Annotated in this window: 17 protein-coding genes and 1 pseudogene; 11 read left to right on the top strand and 7 right to left on the bottom strand. The window is 55.5% G+C overall.

Features of this window, described 5'->3' with window-relative positions; genetic code table 11:
- The first annotated feature begins 212 nt into the window (after window positions 1-212).
- The 4 genes and pseudogenes from LPU83_RS65735 (at window position 213) to LPU83_RS65745 (ending at window position 2389) form a co-directional block, all read left to right on the top strand.
- Window positions 213-689 (top strand): Hsp20 family protein, encoded by a 477-nt coding sequence (locus LPU83_RS65735; protein WP_024319048.1) that lies wholly within the window; start codon window positions 213-215, stop codon window positions 687-689.
- 72 nt (window positions 690-761) lie between these two features.
- Window positions 762-1061 carry a DUF982 domain-containing protein gene (locus tag LPU83_RS65740; RefSeq protein ID WP_024319049.1) on the top strand — a complete coding sequence of 100 codons (300 nt, stop codon included), beginning with the start codon at window positions 762-764 and terminating at the stop codon, window positions 1059-1061.
- Between the two features lie 9 nt (window positions 1062-1070).
- A pseudogene (locus LPU83_RS74730) lies at window positions 1071-1346 on the top strand (hypothetical protein).
- A 719-nt stretch (window positions 1347-2065) separates the two neighbouring features.
- Window positions 2066-2389, top strand: a complete 324-nt coding sequence (locus LPU83_RS65745) for a hypothetical protein (protein WP_024319051.1) — start codon at window positions 2066-2068, stop codon at window positions 2387-2389.
- Window positions 2390-2454: 65 nt separating this feature from the next.
- Here LPU83_RS65745 and LPU83_RS75485 read toward each other — a convergent pair whose 3' ends face one another.
- Window positions 2455-2583 (bottom strand): hypothetical protein, encoded by a 129-nt coding sequence (locus LPU83_RS75485; RefSeq protein ID WP_341353391.1) that lies wholly within the window; start codon window positions 2581-2583, stop codon window positions 2455-2457.
- Window positions 2584-2908: 325 nt separating this feature from the next.
- Window positions 2909-3142: a DUF982 domain-containing protein gene (locus tag LPU83_RS65755; RefSeq protein ID WP_231052127.1), complete on the bottom strand. Its 234-nt coding sequence runs from the start codon at window positions 3140-3142 to the stop codon at window positions 2909-2911.
- Window positions 3143-3434: 292 nt separating this feature from the next.
- Between LPU83_RS65755 and tnpA the strand changes: the two genes are divergently transcribed.
- The 4 genes from tnpA to LPU83_RS65775 all read left to right on the top strand — a co-directional run bounded on the left by tnpA (window position 3435) and on the right by LPU83_RS65775 (window position 6073).
- A complete protein-coding gene (gene tnpA, locus LPU83_RS65760; RefSeq protein ID WP_037068998.1) occupies window positions 3435-3818 on the top strand; it encodes an IS66-like element accessory protein TnpA in 384 nt (127 codons plus the stop codon).
- A gap of 15 nt (window positions 3819-3833) precedes the next feature.
- Window positions 3834-4130 carry an IS66 family insertion sequence element accessory protein TnpB gene (gene tnpB / locus LPU83_RS65765; RefSeq protein WP_112334138.1) on the top strand — a complete coding sequence of 99 codons (297 nt, stop codon included), beginning with the start codon at window positions 3834-3836 and terminating at the stop codon, window positions 4128-4130.
- A gap of 72 nt (window positions 4131-4202) precedes the next feature.
- A complete protein-coding gene (gene tnpC / locus LPU83_RS65770; RefSeq protein WP_037069003.1) occupies window positions 4203-5768 on the top strand; it encodes an IS66 family transposase in 1566 nt (521 codons plus the stop codon).
- On the top strand, window positions 5768-6073 hold the full coding sequence (locus tag LPU83_RS65775; protein WP_037069005.1) for a hypothetical protein: 306 nt from the start codon (window positions 5768-5770) through the stop codon (window positions 6071-6073). The genes tnpC and LPU83_RS65775 overlap by 1 nt, the downstream gene beginning before the upstream one ends.
- A 343-nt stretch (window positions 6074-6416) precedes the next feature.
- On the opposite strand, the gene LPU83_RS65780 is transcribed toward LPU83_RS65775, so the two are convergent.
- Genes LPU83_RS65780 through LPU83_RS65790 form a run of 3 tightly spaced genes read right to left on the bottom strand, consistent with a single transcriptional unit; the run spans window position 6417 to window position 11045 of the window.
- On the bottom strand, window positions 6417-7451 hold the full coding sequence (locus tag LPU83_RS65780; RefSeq protein ID WP_024318162.1) for a patatin-like phospholipase family protein: 1035 nt from the start codon (window positions 7449-7451) through the stop codon (window positions 6417-6419).
- A 59-nt stretch (window positions 7452-7510) separates the two neighbouring features.
- The gene (locus LPU83_RS65785) at window positions 7511-9088 is read right to left on the bottom strand and encodes a ComEC/Rec2 family competence protein (protein ID WP_024318163.1); all 1578 of its coding nucleotides are present in this window, start codon (window positions 9086-9088) and stop codon (window positions 7511-7513) included.
- A 1-nt stretch (window position 9089) separates the two neighbouring features.
- Complete coding sequence (locus LPU83_RS65790) at window positions 9090-11045, bottom strand: gluzincin family metallopeptidase (RefSeq protein WP_024318164.1); 1956 nt, start codon at window positions 11043-11045, stop codon at window positions 9090-9092.
- Window positions 11046-11417: 372 nt separating this feature from the next.
- Here LPU83_RS65790 and LPU83_RS65795 point away from each other — a divergent pair, with 372 nt between their 5' ends.
- Entirely contained in the window at window positions 11418-11642 is a 225-nt protein-coding gene (locus LPU83_RS65795; RefSeq protein ID WP_141652606.1) for a hypothetical protein, read from the top strand.
- Between the two features lie 266 nt (window positions 11643-11908).
- On the opposite strand, the gene LPU83_RS65800 is transcribed toward LPU83_RS65795, so the two are convergent.
- Window positions 11909-13450, bottom strand: coding sequence for a hypothetical protein (locus LPU83_RS65800; protein ID WP_024318165.1), 1542 nt, complete (start codon window positions 13448-13450; stop codon window positions 11909-11911).
- Between the two features lie 584 nt (window positions 13451-14034).
- Between LPU83_RS65800 and LPU83_RS74735 the strand changes: the two genes are divergently transcribed.
- Window positions 14035-16020 (top strand): peptidoglycan-binding domain-containing protein, encoded by a 1986-nt coding sequence (locus LPU83_RS74735; protein WP_024318166.1) that lies wholly within the window; start codon window positions 14035-14037, stop codon window positions 16018-16020.
- Window positions 16021-16109: 89 nt separating this feature from the next.
- Complete coding sequence (locus LPU83_RS65810; protein ID WP_141652607.1) at window positions 16110-16361, top strand: hypothetical protein; 252 nt, start codon at window positions 16110-16112, stop codon at window positions 16359-16361.
- A 112-nt stretch (window positions 16362-16473) separates the two neighbouring features.
- On the opposite strand, the gene msuE is transcribed toward LPU83_RS65810, so the two are convergent.
- Entirely contained in the window at window positions 16474-17058 is a 585-nt protein-coding gene (gene msuE, locus LPU83_RS65815) for an FMN reductase (RefSeq protein WP_051166751.1), read from the bottom strand.
- Window positions 17059-17079 lie beyond the last annotated feature (21 nt).

Raw genomic sequence — 17079 nt, forward strand, 5'->3', positions numbered from 1 at the left:
TGCGCTATATAGAGAATATAGCTGCAGTTTGAGCTCGATCGAGCGGTTCGCTAGGACTGAAGACACCCTAAATTTTCTCAGGCGCAGCTCTTGAATCCGAAATTCTCAAAAACCAAATCGATAGCCGCCAGCCGCTGAGGATAAAGCTGGCCTTGCTGGAAGCGCCATCTTTCGGCGCTCCGTACCCATGTTGCTTCAAGGAGGATATGGCTATGGCAACATCCTACGACTATGCACCGCTGTTCCGATCCAGCGTCGGTTTCGATCGGGTCTTCAATCTTCTCGAAAGTGCTCAGCGCGCCCGCTCGATCAGCGACTGGCCGCCCTATGACATTGTCAAGACCGGCGATGACAGCTATCGGATCTCGATCGCGGTGGCAGGTTTCGCCCAGGACGATCTCGACATCACATTCCAGTCCAACCTTCTGACCGTAACCGGCAAGAAGCAGGAGGCGGCTGCCGAAGCCTACCTTCATCGCGGCATAGCCGGCCGGCCGTTCGAACACCGGTTCGAGCTCGCCGACCATGTCAGGGTGAACGGAGCGGACCTAAAGAACGGTCTCTTGTCCGTGGATCTCGTTCGTGAGGTTCCGGGGGAAATGAAGCCGCGTAAAATCGACATCGAGACTGCGCCGACTCTTGAGCCGTCGGCTTCTCCCGCGCAGATCGAAGCGCAGAACGCCGCTTAAGCAGAACCCATCAAGGAGGGGGCGTCGCTGTGGCGGCGCCCGTCTACATCGCGGGTTGGGAAGGAGAGCATTATGAAACCCGATATGTTCAAACAGCCTGTTTTCATTCTTGTCGGCCTCGGCTTTCCGGCAGAGGTTCGCAGCGTGATGGACGCCTACCGGCATCTCGTCGAGTGGCCGGCGGCGCTCAGAGATAACGCGCACTCAGTAGCGCTTAAGGCGTGCGGAGCAGCGCTGCGCGGTGAAATCGAAGCGGAGACCGCCCGCGGCCTATTTGCCGCCTTTGCTGAAAAGCACGATCTGCTGGCGCCGGAAACCAACGTCATCGCCGCGTCTCGCCTGCGCCGGGACAGGGATCCGCACGTACGCTGAGGTAAAGCGATGATGGACAACATGTTGGAGCAGGCTGCCAGCAATGCCATGACGATCGGGCCAACAGTTCTAGCGCCGCAAGGGCTTCGACGGCCAATCGATTGTGGTAGGGGCGCCCGCACTTTCTGTCGACGATAAGCGAACGATCCTCGCGGCATGGGCTTCGGACTTTTACGCGATCGATTCGAAAGCGTGCCTCCGTCACGTTCCAGGGACACCGGAGCCGGTTTCGATGATGAGGTTCAGTCTGCCCTCAGAGAACTCGATCGGTGCTACGATACCTGACGGAAGACGCTCTCAGGCCCTTTGTCTCGTCGACTTCCCAAGCCGCTTGATGGCGTATCAAGCGAGCGATGTTCGTCGCCAGAGTGCTGGCACGTTTACTCGCTCCGGCTTGCGAGCGTTAGTCGCACCGGCTCTATTAGCGGCGGCGATCGCCTCGGTGTAATGTGCGACGATATTGGCCCAGCGCGAAAAGGCGACGAACATCCCCGGGAGCGGTCTCGACATCAATCTCGCTCGCAAGAGCTGCCGTCGGGCACTGAGCGCGATGGCCGGCGTTGGTTTTCGCTTCGATAGCGGCCACGCCGGAAATCCGAGATCCACCGATAAGCACGATCGCGCTCCCGGCACTCGTTAAGGCCGCCGCGCGTTTCGCCACGGTTCAACAGAGCGAGGATGTTCTCTTCGAGTTTATCGGTGCGCATGGGGGTAAACTTCCACCGTGCCGGCCAGCCCAAGGCTTCCAGTGGCCGTAAGGCTCAGGGCGCGCCTGTCCTCCGCCATACGGTGTCCTTATTCGCCGAAGATAACCTTCCATAATCCGAGCATAGGCTCCCAATAGGCTAGCAGCACGCAACCTGTCGGGGAACCGGACGGCGTCAGCATAGTTCTCGATATCTTCGATCCACCAATGGGCGCTATGGGCATAGGGTCGGAGATGTGGGTGGCGCATCAGAAGCACCGCCACTCCATAGCGAAAGCGGTTGAAGCGAGGGTCTTCCATGAAAGCCGTCACGGATGACGCGGCCGGAGAATGGTTTTGCGATATCGTCCGCGCGATCTTCGGCTCGATCGATGAGAAGCGCCATGTGAGAAACGTCTTCGGCCTGGCGCCGAAAAAGAATTCCAAGACGACGGGCGGCGCCGGCATCATGGTGACCGCGCTTCTGATGAATAAGCGCCCTCGCGCTGAGTTCCTTTTGATCGGGCCGCACAGGATGTTGCCGACACTGCCCTACAAGCAGCGCGTCCTACAAGGGACTACGAGAGGAGCAAGACAACGCGGCGGTATACGAGATCACAGACTTGGGTTGATCTTCGGCTAGACCGGCTCGCCGTCGAAGGCACTCGAGGCAGCATGTAGACCTTTAAAGAGGCCTTAAAGCGAATTTCAGAACTTCCCGAACCCCCTGGTCCCCTCTCGGCTAAGATTGAGACCGCGTGCGGCATCGACAATCTGCTGCAGCTGCTTCACGTCGCGCACGCCCTGCCGATAAAGCTCGATGGTCATCGCGGCCATGCGATTCGCCTCTTCGGAGCCAGGCTCTATTCTGAAGTCTCCGCAAATCGCATCGAGAACTGCACGACATTTGCGCAGGTCATCAGAATCCAAGGGTTCATCGTGGCGACTGAATTGTTTTCGAGACATCACAACATCCTCCATGAAGAACATCGCGTTTGCCATCGCGAAAGAGGCTCCGCCATGACAGCGGAGCTAGTGTTGAAGACAAGGAAAGGTCGAGGCAAAGCCTCTGATCGCTAAAATGCGATTGCCGGTCTTTTGTTCCGCGTCAGTCCAAGACCATGCTGCTGTCCAGCACGTGCGGCTTTGTCCGATGACGCAGTTAATCGCGAAACTCTGGGTTGCTAGGGAAGTCGAATGGGACTTGCGCATCCATCGCGGCGGCAAGAAAGGCGAACTGCGCTTCTTCTTCGGCAATGGCGCCCCTCGCGGCCCCTGCGCACGCTTCCATCGCCAGAATGAAGGGGAGCCCGCTGTTAACTGGCCAATCAGAGAATAATAGGCCGAGCGCCTCTTCTGCCGAGGCGATCGCGTAGACCGCCTCGTTGCGTCTCACGATTACGACCAACCATCCCATCCCCGACACAGGCTCACTGTTCCATGATGCTCTCGATCGCCTGGACTTCGTAAGGCGATCTCATCGAACTCTGCCCACGGCGACAGGTTCCGCCGCAGTCGGTGTGCGTCTGGAACTTTGGATTCCTTCAGGCGTTCTGCTTCGGCAAGAGGAGATCATGCATGACAGATGACAAGTTCAAGGTGAGCGTCCGGTGAGGGGATTTTGGTCAGGCGGGGAATTGGCGCAAGTTACGACACAGATGAATCATTTGTGACGTAACAGGGTATGAATGGCCAAGGTTGAGATCCTGACGGGTACGGAGCGACAACGTCGATGGTCCACAGAATTGAAGCTTTCGATTTTGCAAGAAGCGTTTAGTGCGGATGGGAGCGTTTCCGACGTAGCGCGCCGGCACGACGTCCTTCCGCAACAGATATACGCCTGGCGAAAGAAGTTCTTTCCACCTGAATTGAAATCTCCGGAGACCGCATTCATTCCGGTCTCGCTTATCGGAGCATCGGCGAGCCACAGCGACGATACCAAGAAGAGCGGTGTTCGGTCGAAGTGTAAAGACGTTGAGATCGTTCTGAGGAATGGCCGCTTGCTAAGAATTGCAGCGGACATGGATCTCCAGGTGTTATCGTCGCTGGTCGCTTGTGTGGAGGCAGCATGATCGGGCCTTCGGGAAATGTGCGGGTTTATCTTTGATGGACTGTCGGCGCTCGTTGAGACGGTTATCAAGGAGGCGCCAGGTTCCGGCGCAATCTTCGGCTTCCGCGGAAAACGTGCTGATCGGATCAAACTTTTATGGTGGGATGGCCAAGGGTTCTGCCTATTTTACAAAATTTTGGAACGCGGATACTTTCCCTGGCCGACGGCGAAAGAAGGGGTTGCGCATCTGACGCAAGCCCAGTTGTCGATGCTTGTTGAGGGGATCGACTGGCGCCGACCTGCGTGGACTTCCGCTCCCGGTCGAACGGGTTAAAAGCTATATTTTGCAATGACATCCGAGGCATAATGCTAGCGTTTCCGGCGCAAATCGGCTACGTATGCGGGTATGGAAACGACGCCGCTGGACAGTCAGGACGAGCTATCTGTTTTGCGCGCTCTCGTCGCTGAACAGGCGGCGAAACTTGAGAGCCAAGAAGCTGAAGTCAGCAAGCGAGACTCCATTATCGGGCTCCTGCGCGCGCAGTTGGATTTGCTCCGCCATCGGCAGCATGGCGCTTCTTCGGAAAAGATCGACCGCAAGATCGAGCAATTCGAGCTGATGCTGGAGGAGATCGAAGCCTCCCGTGCCGAGGCCGAGCTTCGCTCCGGGAAAGCTCCTTTGCCGGAGTTGGACGACGCACCGGACAAGCCGAAGCGCAAACCATTGCCCGATGGTCTTCCAACCGAAGAACTGGTCTATGCGGCACCCTGCAATTGTCCGACCTGTGGTGGTACATCGTTCCTGAAGGCCGCTGACAGGGTGGTCCAGGTGATGGAGCACGTGCCGGCGTCCGTCAAGATTGTCCGCCACGTCGAAAAGCGCATGATCTGCAGGGACTGCGATACGACGGTGGCAGGCGAAATGCCGACCCTGCCGATCGAACGCGGCAAGCCCGGACCGGGGTTGCTGGCCCATATCATGGTCGCCAAATTCGACGATCACATCCCGCTCTACCGTCTATCCGAGATGTACGACCGGCTGGGGATAGATATCTCCCGATCCGTGATGGCCGACTGGGTCGGCCGCGTGTCAGTTCTGCTGGCTCCTCTCATCTTGCTGATTAGAGCCCATATCGCGGCGGTCGATCGAATACATACGGACGATACCCCGGTGGATGTTCTCGACCCTGGGCGAGGAAAGACAAAAACCGGGCGGGTCTGGGTCTATGTCTTCGATGGCAGCGGCTATCAAGATCCCACTCCAAGAGCCATTGCCTACTACTATAGCCCCGACCGCAAGGGCGCGCATCCAGCCGACCATCTCGCTGCCTTCAGCGGCGTGATGCACGCGGATGGCTATGGTGGCTATAAGAAGCTTTACGGCAACCAGATCATCGAGGCTGCGTGCATGGCGCATGTACGCCGCAAGTTCCACGATGTGATCAAGCTGAAGCCATCTCCAATCGCTGACGAAGCGCTGTCGCGCATCGGTACGCTCTACGATATCGAAGATCGTATCCGCGGCATGTCGGCTGACCAGCGGCGTACACTGCGCCAGCAACACGCCAGGCCCCTTCTGGAGGACCTCAAGAGCTGGATAGAAGAGACGCTTTCGACGCTGCCACAGAAGCAGAAGCTGGCTGAAGCGATGCGATATGCCCTCTCGCGATGGGCAGCGTTGAGCGTTTACATCGATGATGGCCGTGTCGAAATCGATAACAACATAGCTGAACGAGCCATGCGTCCGCTTGGAATCGGAAGAAAAAATTGGCTCTTCGCCGGGTCAGACAAGGGCGGTGAGCGCATCGCCAACATCCTGACCATCATCGAGACTGCCAAACTCCATGGCCACAATCCGGAGGTCTATCTCACAGACGTCCTGACCCGGATACAGAGCCACCCAAAGGATCGGCTCCAGGAATTGCTACCGTGGCAGTGGGCGCCTGCAAAAGACCGATACGAGGCTGCGTGATGGCACGCTCGAGGTTCATCTATACGCTGAAAGAAGTCGCCGGCATGATCGGCGAGAACCTCGAATTAATCGAGGAGGTGACCGCCAACTCAGACAATATCGCCGAGGGCGAACTGGTATATGTCCGCGATGGCAGTGAAGATGGCACAACAGGCCTGACCGAAAATGGAATTGACGACCTTCGAGATCTCCTGGCCGACATACGGACGTGGGATGGTGGAATCCGCCAGTTCCTCGTCGATGAACAATGCGATCCCGAGATGATCGAGCGCGTCATGGCAGATGAACTAAGCCGCAAGTCCTAAACCGCGCCTCGTAGACGCAAAAAATGCGTTCGCCGGACGCTCACAGAAGATAAGCATTGTGACGATCGAGCTTGGCCGCGGCCGGCGCATTCGTGTGGAGAGCGATGTCGATACTGAAGCGCTCGCTCGGATCCTCGACGTGGTCGAGCGGCGATGATCCCGGTTCCGACCGTGACGCGGCTGACAAGGCAGCGTCAAAGCTGAAATAAGATACGGGTTGTATCCAGCTCAGCGGCACGGGACGATGTTCCAGCTATCCGTGAGACAAAGCCGGGAAAGAACATCGCCTGTAACTCGGGATCGTCTTTCAAGGCGTCCTACTAAAGAGTTCGCTCGCATCTCTTCATTCGAGCGCCAACAACTCAGCGGCATACTGGGTCAAGCGAGCGCGCACCAACGATCGGCCATGCCGGATCAGCACGTCCATCTCAGGTGCACTGAGCGCTTTGAGATCAGTTGCGATCGCAGAGGCAAACGCGGCATCGCCGTCGCGCTCCTGTCCGATTGCACTGTCGATCGAAAACCAGAGCGGTCTCGGCCCTTTTTGGGCATCGAAGGACAGCTGAAGGCGAGCAAACTGCAGTCCTCGTACCTGCTCCATCAGGATATTCAGCGCTGCCCTTAGAACGATGGTTCCCGATTCCGTAGGTTCGCTACTGACCGCAAAGGGCAGGCCACCATCGCTGACTATGCAATAGTCCAGAGGATTTCGTTTCAGGCGTAGGAGTGGGTTTACGCCAAGGTTGTCATAAACGCCTCCGTCCGTGAGTGTAACGTACTCCGTCATTGCGTTTGGATATATGTCAGCATCAATTCGCAGGGGAGGGAATACTGGCGGAAAAGCTGAAGAGGCGGCAACTGCGCGGCTAATTGGAAACTCGCTAGCGGCAACCGTTCCGCTCTCATGTTCTCCGATTGTCTCTCCCGTGTCTTCGCCATCGGCAAGGGCGTGCCCAGCAACGAAGAAAAACATGTTGCCCGTCGCGAGGTTAGTCGAATTCAGATAAATGCGGGGGCCGTTCCGTAGAGAAGAGAGCGTCTTGCCAAAGAAAAGATCGCGGTCATATGTCTCAGCTAGCTTTTCCAAGCGGCTTTCGAACGGACTAAGGAGGCCGCCAACAAAGGAGGAGATCGCGATCGATTTGGTGGTTAGATATTTCTTGAGCTTATCGAGCACGTCGGGCTGTCCCCAGTTTGTCGCTAGGAACGCTCCCGCAATACTGCCGCCACTAACGCAACTGATTAGATCCACCTTGTCGAGCAGCTTTAGAGCATTGAGCTCCGTAAACACTCCGAGATGAAATGCGGCCGCCCTGAAGCCACCACCGGAAAGAGCAAGGCCGATCTTCTTTTGGCTCCCGTTTACATTCACAGACATTGTCGTTCCCCGTTTTAGTTAGCTGCCGATGATGGTCGTTTTCGTTGTGATCAAATTGCTCACTCAAGCGGCAAGTGAAGTTCAGTCCAAAGGCCACTCGCCTCATATGTCACCGTTACAGGCCTCTCCGGGTGGGTGGGATTGGATTGGAAAGCAAGCGTTTCTGTTTCAATGTCACCGTCGCCGCGCAAGATGCGGCCTTTTGTGCGCTTCTGGAGGTCGTCGTACATCTTGCCGTACGGCATCTTCCATCCCGCCCCCGGCTCAGAACGACCCTTGCCTTGTATGGCTGCGACGGCTTCTACAACCGGAATTGCGGCGGTTAGTCGGGGATCGATCATCCTCGCAAGCCCAAGCGTCTTGAGTGTGGCGTTGTGGCTTCCGTGATGGCCAACCTTGTAGAAGGTCACACGATTGAGTAGTTCCTCTGCAGTGGTAGGGGTAATGCCTTTCGCTGCAGTGTGCGGATAGGTCTGGTTGTTCCAAGAGAGCCAGTTGCCCACTTGAGCATCGCCTGGAAAAAGCAGGACTTGCTCGTCGGGCAGTGCAAAAGCAAGCGCGAGGCTGGTATTATTGGTATCCGAATCCATTTTGAGCGCGAGAGCTTCCGCTGCACCCAACCATTCGTCATCGATTGTCCGCCAACTCTCCGCTGGATCGGCATAGAGTGCCCGAGCGAATGTCTCGGGTCCGTATGCCTCTGCTGTGACCTGGCTCTTAAACGGGCGTTGATGTGGTCGCGCAAACGGGGTTCCGTCATTTGTCGATGCCGGTGCGTCTGCATCTTTTTGAAGTGCTAGCTGTGACGCGAGGCTACTTTCAACGGCCGCGACAGCATCCAGTCGCATCAGGTAGACTTCGCTGTTTTGGCTGGATGGCGAATCCTTCTTTAAGAGTGTTTCGTCCCGCGGTGGACCAAGGACATATGCTATAAGCCCGAATGCTTTTAGATCGATCACTTCCCCTGGTTCGAGATATCGCGTCTTGGCCGCGCCGACCTTGTTCTTCATCATCTGGATAATCGCACCCGTGCTCATCCGGCCGCTTGCTTTCTCTTCGTCGGAAGCATTCGGCTGGTCGCCGGGGCCGGCGAATGCTGCGAGCGAAGCCACGCTTTGTAAACGCGCAGGCGTATCCGCACCGAGTGTTTCGGTAAGCTTCACGGCAGAAATAAGCGCTTGTCGGCCCTTGTTGAACCGAGCCTGTAATGTTTTCGCTTGTTCGTCATTTGGATCCTCGGTCCAAGCGAGCCAAAGCTCACCTATCTCCAGATTCTTGTCGAGGAACACATCCTTCTTAACAGCAAAGCCGCAAAGATGGTCAAAGTGCTCATGTGTGAGGATCAATAAATCGATCCGGCTTCCGACAGTCTCTATCAAATCATCTACGACCGCTGAGATTCGCTCGGGGCCTGCGACAATCTCCTGCAACTTGAGAATCCCAACTTCCTGGACAACCTCTCTAGCAAGCTTGCGGATCAGTTCTTCGCCCGAAGGAATGTTTTGCAAAACACCACAATCAATAAGGATCTTTCGAACTTCCTCATTGCCTTCGTCAACGACCGTCGTCTGAAGTAGGAAGCAGTCGCCGAGGATTCCCCGATACATCCTGATTTTAAGGGACTTGAGCTTGGACATCTCATGCTCCGCGGTGGACGAGTGCAAAAGGTTCGCTCGAGCCGGATAGGGTGTCGGCTTCCGTGTAAGCAAAACCTAGTTGGCCAATGCCTTGATTGATTAGAAAGTCTCGTTGTGCATCAAGCCGTGCGTCGTCGGTCACGCGCTTGCGAATAGTGTAGCGAAGATTCCTTTCACGAAGATCGAATATCAGCGTAGCGCCACCGCGGAACGTGAACTCCGCCGCCTGGGGGGCATTGCCCGCACTGGGACAGTCTTGCTGTATCTGAACGTCGCGATCAGAAAAGCCCCTTCTTGTCTGAGTGATCTCTATGATGAGCTGTCGCAGGTCCTGCCCATCAGGCCCCGTACGCCGTGTGGTTCGAACGGAATGAATTTCAATGCCTGGGCTCACGCCGTTTTTTAGTTTCGGTCGGCTTAGAATGGTCTCGCGGTTGTCGCTGGGAATGAGATCACGGTGGAAGACGACGCCACAAACCTCCTGCCATTTCGCATCCTGAGATGCGTCTGGGGTCAGGGGCATTCCATTGCCAGAATGCAGATCGTCCGATTCGATCATCCACTTCCAGACAGCCAGCGCGTTTGCTTCGGCAACATTGATTGCCTCCTCGCGGCTGAATTTTGCTTCAAGATCGAGCTTAATCAGATCACGGTCAACTGAAAGAACATGCTGTGGTGCCTCCCAAAGCAGGCTGTCCGGCGCCAGTGACAGGCAGTCCTTCGGCATGATGCCCCGCCTGCGAAATCCTTCGATGATTGCGAGCCGGTAGCCCAGCACATCATCGGGAACAAGATCTTGGTCAGCCGTAATGATGGCTCGCAGAAAGTCACCGAAGCGTAGGTCAACCGGAGGCATATAATCGAGAGCGCGGATACACATCCGCATAACGTGCTCAGCTGACTTGCTCGCCTCGCGTGTCAACCGGGTCACCAAGTCGGGATGAAGGTCTTGCGCGTATTGGGCATTGGGTCGAATGCCGGCAATGCGTAGAAGGTCGGCGGTCCGCTTCTCGTAGATCGACAGAAAGGCATCGAAAACTGCTGCCACGAGTACGGAGCCTCTTTCGTGTGGCTCTGTCATGTCGTCAGTGAGCACGATCGGAGCGGCCTTGCCAGGCTCTTCGTCGATCGCCTCCCGAAGAGCTCCTTCCCGACCAATCGCGTCCCCAAACTGCTTAGCGAGGCCGCTCAACAGCGACCGGTTGTCAAGGCGCCCCCCATCCTTGACGATTTGCGTTCGTACGGCCTCCTCAAGCGTGAAGTGCGAGAACAACGCGACAATGTCGGCGAAGGCTTCGTGGAAAGCAAGGCTGTCGAGGCTTGTCGGCTCCGCAAAACGGCGATGCAACCCGTCGAGAATTGCATGTGTCATCTCATGTACGATGATATCGTGAGACAGGGCTGTAAACACCCAGCTTGCCCCAGCGCTTTGAGCGTTGGCCTTAAAGTATCCAAAAAGCAGCGCCTTTTTTTCGCGGCTGTAATAGGCGTTTGGTTCGCGAAGCGCGTGAGGATATATGCGTAATTTACGCACTGGCCTATAGATATCGCTCTTGGATTTACGCTCGGACTTGGGAACGTAACGCGGCGCCCAGAATACACGGCGACCGAGGGCGCGTTCAAACGTCCGAATAGTTTTCATGGCGACGGCGAAAACCATCTGCTGATGAAACCGCGGATCCCCTTCTGAGGGAGCCAAGCCATCTTGTGCCAGCAGATATGGATCGTTGAGGTCGACAGCTTCGTAAAATTGCCCGCTGACGGGATCAACGTCGATTACTTCCAAATAATCGTTGACGGGCCCGGGGCAAAGAGGCTCCTCATAAGGCTGCTCCCATGGAAGCTTGATCGTAGCAACATTGACCCCAGCACTATCCAGTCTAGTGGATGCTTGCGGATCGAATGCGTAAACGCGTAGCCGGCGCATTGCCGGTTGCGGATAGTTTCCGTCAGCCATTGGTTTGACCCTCTGCCTCCGGTGAATATAGCAAATATCTTCTAGTTGAGCGAGCATAATGGGAGCTTTGAATTCAACTTACGGCGTACTGTAAATTTGGTAATATACGCCCGTCGGAAATTACGTTGGGCTGTCAATATTGACGCCCCCAAAGCTGTCGGCGCGACCGTCAGCAGCTCGAATGGTGTCATCTACGCTCGACTTCCTGAACGCCGGCGAGTTGCAAACGAAGAAGCGGTTCCCGGGTCTTCAACACCGCAACAACCTAGTTGGTTACGCTGAGAGGGGGGTAGGTCTGAATGGAAAGCGAGTTTGCCCTTCAGTTCGAAGTGGCGGCCGGATAAGCAACTTTAAAGTCACGTCGAGGATTTGATGATCTTCGAGCGCAATTGCTTCACTCGGCCGTGGAAAAGGCTCGCTATGATCTTTGATGGCGGCGTCATTGGTCATGCTGGTTATCCGGACAAGCTACGCGACGCCGGGTACGACATTCGTGCAAATGCGAAATCGGGACCCGTAGAGTTCGTTGACACGACCATCAGCTTCCTGATGCCTGAAAATCCGCCCCGCGCCGGACGCAGTGCCTTTCTCGATTGAGCTTCCGGACGGATCGGGCTATCTATTCAAACCCGAGCGCTACCTAGTTGGGGCTTGACAGCAGGACGCCAATCTTCAGGTCGACGACCCGCCGTCCTGGCACGAGTACCCTTACAGGAGTTGGACGATTTAGCCTTGATTGTGGGTGCGAAGGTGAATGCCCAAAGTGACAAACTAAGCGCATCGAACTTCGTCCTGCCAAGCGAAGCGGGTTCGGCCCCACCAGGCAACGTCGAGGATAGACCGTTGCTATGTTACTGTACCGTTTAAGGTGTTGGTATCGCCGGTTTCGCTATCGCGCCAGAAGGAGGGCTCGGGACTGGCTCCACCACACGAGGTATCTGTTCAACTTGTCTTGCCATCCGCCCATAGTAGAGCGACTGCGACATGAAGAGCGCGATCATTGCCGCTACCGCATTTAACAGACCAATAATCAATATGTAATCGAAGGCTAGTGGGACTCTGAAGTCGAAGCGTAATCTGATTATGGCATAAAAACTGGCGGTCGCGATCGCGACCCCCGTCATTACCGCAATATATGCGGTTGACACACCTGGCGTCTTTGCTTGGCCACGAGCCACATAATGAAGCAGCACCACGCAGATCGCCACGGAAATGATCGAGTGAACAATGTTATAAGGCAGCCACCCACCGAAGATCTTGCCAGGTGACGACGTCAGCGCGGGATTATAGATTCCATAATCGGAAATCAGCTGAGCATAATCGAATGCCAGAACTAGCAGAATAATGAGCACGAGTTTCCCTGCATGTTTCTCTGTGAGGCTCCTGACGGTAATTTCCGTGCCGGCGGCGCCTGGTGGCAGCGACAGGAAAAGGAACGTGGAAGCCAAGAGTACCGGGAAGCATTGAGCTACCACGTATATGCTCGACGCCCTCAAAGCTTCGCCTCCATTAGGCCAGAACGTGAGTGGCTGCGCTCCGTTCAGGGCGTCAACGATCGGCGCGAGCATGGGAACAGCGAAACAAAGCACCGACAAGGCAACGATCGAAAAAAGCCCAGCAACTATCAAGCCTCTAAACGGATTGGGCTTGGGCGGAAGATCCACTCCAAGCCTGGAGGCGAGTGTCCGCAAGGCGGCGCCACCATCTTTTCTGACGGCTGCGATCGCCATCACGTAGATCATTTCCCTAAACAGCGCCATGGATTCTGCTGACGACTTGCTCTTCAAGTTTGTAAAGGAGTTGGAGCGTCGCTTGAGTTCCGCGTCGTAGAAGGAGAGGTCGGCGATATTACGTATGGAGGCCTCCCAGGTCGGGCTAGCCCAGAGTTCAATCTCTCTTAGTCGATCGGCGTCGGTAGGAAGCTTGGCCCAGAGCTGAACTGAAATGTCAGTTGCCGTTGTCGCCACGATCCGCGGAACTCCCACAAGTTCATGGAACACGTCTCGCTGAAGGTTCGCAATCTTCGAAAAGCCCGGAATTGACTGGTTGGTCAGACCCATGAAAGCAGCGGCAATGAAGAGCGGGTAGGGCACCGAGTCGATGTATGCCTTCATCTTGTCAGCGGTAGGAGCCTCTGCCGTGACACGCAGCCATCCGGAGATGATTGACGGAGAGACGAGGCAGGCAATGACATATCCGGCAAAGGTGACTGCAAGAAACAGCAAGAGCGTTGCGAGGTACTTTTGAAACCCAAGGAAATGCCGGACGCGCAAGTTCGGCACTGCGCCGTACCACGGCTTTAGGTCGTCATCTTGGTCGTTTAGCTCACCGTACTTGCCAATTTGGAAGCACATCAATAGCGCAGCCCCGACCCAGAACTGGAGTGACGACACCAATTCGGCCATTGTCGCGCCTCATCTATTGGGACAAACACCATTCGGACATGCTTGTGCCATGACTAGCGTCGCGTTCCAATGTGGAAAGAACGCGCAGGGTGTAGCAAATGTTATGCTGTAGACGACCAAGGCCAATACAATCCTAGTCATCGGTCGCGCTCCTGTTACTCAATTTATATTAGCAACTTTGAATTTAGATTCAAATAGTATTTTGCGGACCAGGCCTCCAATAGCTGTTTGGGACCCGCAACGTCTGAGGGCTGAAACCTGCTATCGAAGCGCTGAATGATGTCACTACGAATGCTTGCAACTCGTGAGCTAACGGGAACTCTCACGGCAAACATCTCCTACGTGCCGACTACCGCGCCAATAACACGGAGATGATTTCTTTTAAAAACGAAGCCTAAGTCAGCCATTCGATCTATTGCTGAAACATAGACCAGTCTCCGTCGCGCGAGCGAGACATTCTTACGGTATTCTATAAGAAGGTTTCTGCGTGACATAAGTAACTTTTGCGAGTAGGTTGCAAAAAGTACCATATTAAACGCAGGCGAACAAGGCTTGGGCGTACATTGCGCCCGGGGAGGGCGATTGTGGTTGATTATACGCTTGCCGAAGCTGCGGTCCTGCGACCGGACCCTGATGATGCTTCCATCGACGTTACGGGACTTTTGGAAGGGGAACAGGTCTCGGCCCTGCGGGAGATCGGACCGTGGATGAAAATCTCGCTATTTCGCGATGGCCGGCAGTTTCTTGGCTGGGTTCACTCCGCCATTCTTAAAAAGTCAGAAGCTATAACATTTGATCTCTTCGACGAACCGGATGGCCAGTCCAGAAGCGTTAAGGGCTCAATCCTGACTATTCGTCTGTCGCTGCCGCCGTGGCAGAAGGTCGATGTCTTGATCGAGGACGGAACGGTCGAGTCAGGGTGGCTGAACACCGCTTCAACATCGTCACCTACGGTCCCAAAGGGAGACGCCGATGCCAAGCCAGAAGCTGCGGGTGAGTTAGTGCTGGGAGTAAATGATGTTTATCGGCCTCACTTGCTTCTCGCTGAAGAGCGAACTGAAATAGACGCGGCGGCCCTAGCGGCAGTGATCAACGCGGAGGCCGCAAAGCTCGCAAATGGTGAATGGGATAGGAATAGCAAAGCTTCCACGAGCACCGCAGCCGGATTAACCCAATTCCTGGCCGCGACCTGGCTCGGAGAAGCCAAAAAAAGCCGAACTTACTTGAATGAACATGCGAGGCGCGAAGGGTATGTCACCGACGCCAACGCGATATCTCCTGGCAGCGAAGACAAATTGCTCAAGCTGCGGTTCGAACCGAAAATGTCAATCGTCGCGGCAGCAGAATACGGAGCTTCCAACCTGAAGGCCCTCATTGCCGCTGGCCTAGTCGACGACGAGACAGGTGACGACGAAAAGGCTCAGTTCATCTATCTTGCGCACCACGAAGGCCTTGGGGGCGCGACGGCTTTTCTGCGGGGAAACAAGGGCTACACGTTCAGCGATTTGGCAAAACAAGTAGGTTCGACGAAGGCCCAGAAATACCTCGATGCCGCCGGCGGTAATGCCGCACAGGCCTATCGAAACTGGCTTAACAGCTACATCCAAGAGCATATTCAGCCGGAACGCTATAGAAAGGCAGCTGATGTCGAAGCTCCTTTGTTAGGAAGCGATGCAGCCAAAGAACTTTCTCAATACGATGGCACGCCCATCGTCCTGTCAGAGATGAGCCGCAATACCGGGTTAGCAAAGGCCGTGCAATGGCGGCTGTCCGAGCTAGGCTACCTCGATCCTCCCGCCGATGGAAGTTTTGGACCGGTATCAACTTGGGCTTTGACCGAGTTCTGTGCGAGCAACAATATCTCGCTCAAAAATGGGTTCAACCGATCTGTGGCCGAGCGACTTATTTCCCCAGCCGTTCTCCTTCCCGAGATCGCTGCGAGTGGAACCTGGTTCGACAAAGTTATAAGCTACATGCGAAACAGAAAGTATTTCATTTCTCGCCATCCGGATTGCAAGAACATCGTCTATCTCGAAGGTGCGAACCAGGACGGAACACTGAATGACGATGCACCCAATAAGTTCAACGACCTCCGGATTTTCTTTAGTGTGGGAGCTGATGGGCAGGTAAAACTGCAGAATTCCATATGGGAAGGAACCACCGAACCCGGGAAATTTTGGACAGTGAACCCAATGAACCCAAAAGGCGCTGCCCGGATCGCTTTCAACCAGTACAAGGCATGGGTGGTCGGAACCCATCATCCAAACTCGGCCTCAGCACACGAGGCTCTGGTACAAGTTGAGCCCATTACGGTTTGTCGCGACCTGAACAAGGATTTCAAGAGAACTGGCGATGAACTAGACACCGGTCTGTTCGCGATCAATCAGCACTGGGGCTACGACGCGCCAAAAGATGACCTTGGTCGCACAAGCGCTGGCTGTTTGGTCGGGCGAACAAAGGATGGGCACAGAAAGTTCATGCAGTTGATAAAGGCCGATCCTCGCTACCTTGCCAACCATTCTTACCGCTTCCTTACAGCGGTGATGCCTGGAGATGAAGTGCTGCGATAGGCAAGTGGCGTATGTTTGTTCCCGGCGGCCCGAAGAGGTGGACATGCGCCAGCGCCTTCTACTTCTTGGCGATGACTTCCGGATCGCTCATGAAATCCGTCCGCCGGCCGGCTCGCGACCGCGCTTCTGGAAGCCATTGGGGAGCGTTCACTCTCAATCTGCAGACCGGGGTTCACACTGGCGACGCCGCGGACAATATCTTCAGCAGCATCGAAGCATTTGCGGGATCGAACTTCAACGATACTTTCTTTGCTTCTTCTTCTGCTGACAACCTTAACGGTGGAGTTGGCACGCTCGATACGATTGACTATTCGCTATTCGCTCTCCAGCGCTGCGGTTGACGTCAACCTGACGACCAATACCGTAAGCGGTGGCGATGGGGCGGGCGACGTTCTGAGCAGCTTCGAGCGCGTCGTTGGCTCGTCCTTCGCCGATACCTTGGGCTCTTCCACTTCAGGGCATGCTCTCGTCGGAGGAGCAGGAGACGATATCTATCTTGCCGGCATATTCCACCGGCACTCGTCCGGGGAAGAAGACACCCATCTCGTTTACCGCTTCCTCAATGCGCTTGCTGAGGTGCTCGGAAGCGACAGCATAGTCGATGAAATCGCGATCCGATGCATAGACGGCTGTTGGCAGGGTGTGAGCCACGAAGAAGCCCAAGAGGGGGCGAAGTTGGTGCTCTACCATCAACGCGTGACGATCGCCGCCGCCTGTTGCGGTGATGAGGATTGGCTTAGATTTCAGCTCATGCGGATCGATGAGGTCTATCAGGTGCTTGAAGAGGCCCGGATATGAGCCCTTGTAGGTCGGCGCGCCGATGATAAGGGCATCGGCGGCGACAATTTCTTGCAGCACATGTTGAGCCTTTTCATCGAGCTGCTTGCGCCAAAGGGCAGCGCCAAGCGATGGCCCGACATCAATCATGTCGTAGACGTCGAAATTAAAGCCATACCGGCCACTTACGACTTCGGCGACATGGCTGACCAGCGACCGAGTTTTCGAAGGCCGATTGAAGCTCCCTGCAATCCCGACGATGTTTGGTGTTCTCGTGTTTTT

The sequence above is a fragment of the Rhizobium favelukesii genome, from assembly GCF_000577275.2.
Taxonomy (GTDB): domain Bacteria; phylum Pseudomonadota; class Alphaproteobacteria; order Rhizobiales; family Rhizobiaceae; genus Rhizobium; species Rhizobium favelukesii.

Coding starts and splice junctions, on each gene's coding strand:
- LPU83_RS65795 (WP_141652606.1), top strand. CDS start 11,418: ATGATCTTCGAGCGCAATTGCTTCACTCGGCCGTGGAAAAGGCTCGCT.
- LPU83_RS65735 (WP_024319048.1), top strand. CDS start 213: ATGGCAACATCCTACGACTATGCACCGCTGTTCCGATCCAGCGTCGGT.
- LPU83_RS65780 (WP_024318162.1), bottom strand. CDS start 7,451: ATGTCTGTGAATGTAAACGGGAGCCAAAAGAAGATCGGCCTTGCTCTT.
- LPU83_RS75485 (WP_341353391.1), bottom strand. CDS start 2,583: ATGGCCGCGATGACCATCGAGCTTTATCGGCAGGGCGTGCGCGACGTG.
- LPU83_RS65790 (WP_024318164.1), bottom strand. CDS start 11,045: ATGGCTGACGGAAACTATCCGCAACCGGCAATGCGCCGGCTACGCGTT.
- LPU83_RS65775 (WP_037069005.1), top strand. CDS start 5,768: ATGGCACGCTCGAGGTTCATCTATACGCTGAAAGAAGTCGCCGGCATG.
- LPU83_RS65810 (WP_141652607.1), top strand. CDS start 16,110: ATGAAATCCGTCCGCCGGCCGGCTCGCGACCGCGCTTCTGGAAGCCAT.
- tnpB (WP_112334138.1), top strand. CDS start 3,834: ATGTGCGGGTTTATCTTTGATGGACTGTCGGCGCTCGTTGAGACGGTT.
- tnpC (WP_037069003.1), top strand. CDS start 4,203: ATGGAAACGACGCCGCTGGACAGTCAGGACGAGCTATCTGTTTTGCGC.
- LPU83_RS65785 (WP_024318163.1), bottom strand. CDS start 9,088: ATGTCCAAGCTCAAGTCCCTTAAAATCAGGATGTATCGGGGAATCCTC.
- LPU83_RS65740 (WP_024319049.1), top strand. CDS start 762: ATGAAACCCGATATGTTCAAACAGCCTGTTTTCATTCTTGTCGGCCTC.
- LPU83_RS65745 (WP_024319051.1), top strand. CDS start 2,066: ATGAAAGCCGTCACGGATGACGCGGCCGGAGAATGGTTTTGCGATATC.
- tnpA (WP_037068998.1), top strand. CDS start 3,435: ATGGCCAAGGTTGAGATCCTGACGGGTACGGAGCGACAACGTCGATGG.
- LPU83_RS65800 (WP_024318165.1), bottom strand. CDS start 13,450: ATGGCCGAATTGGTGTCGTCACTCCAGTTCTGGGTCGGGGCTGCGCTA.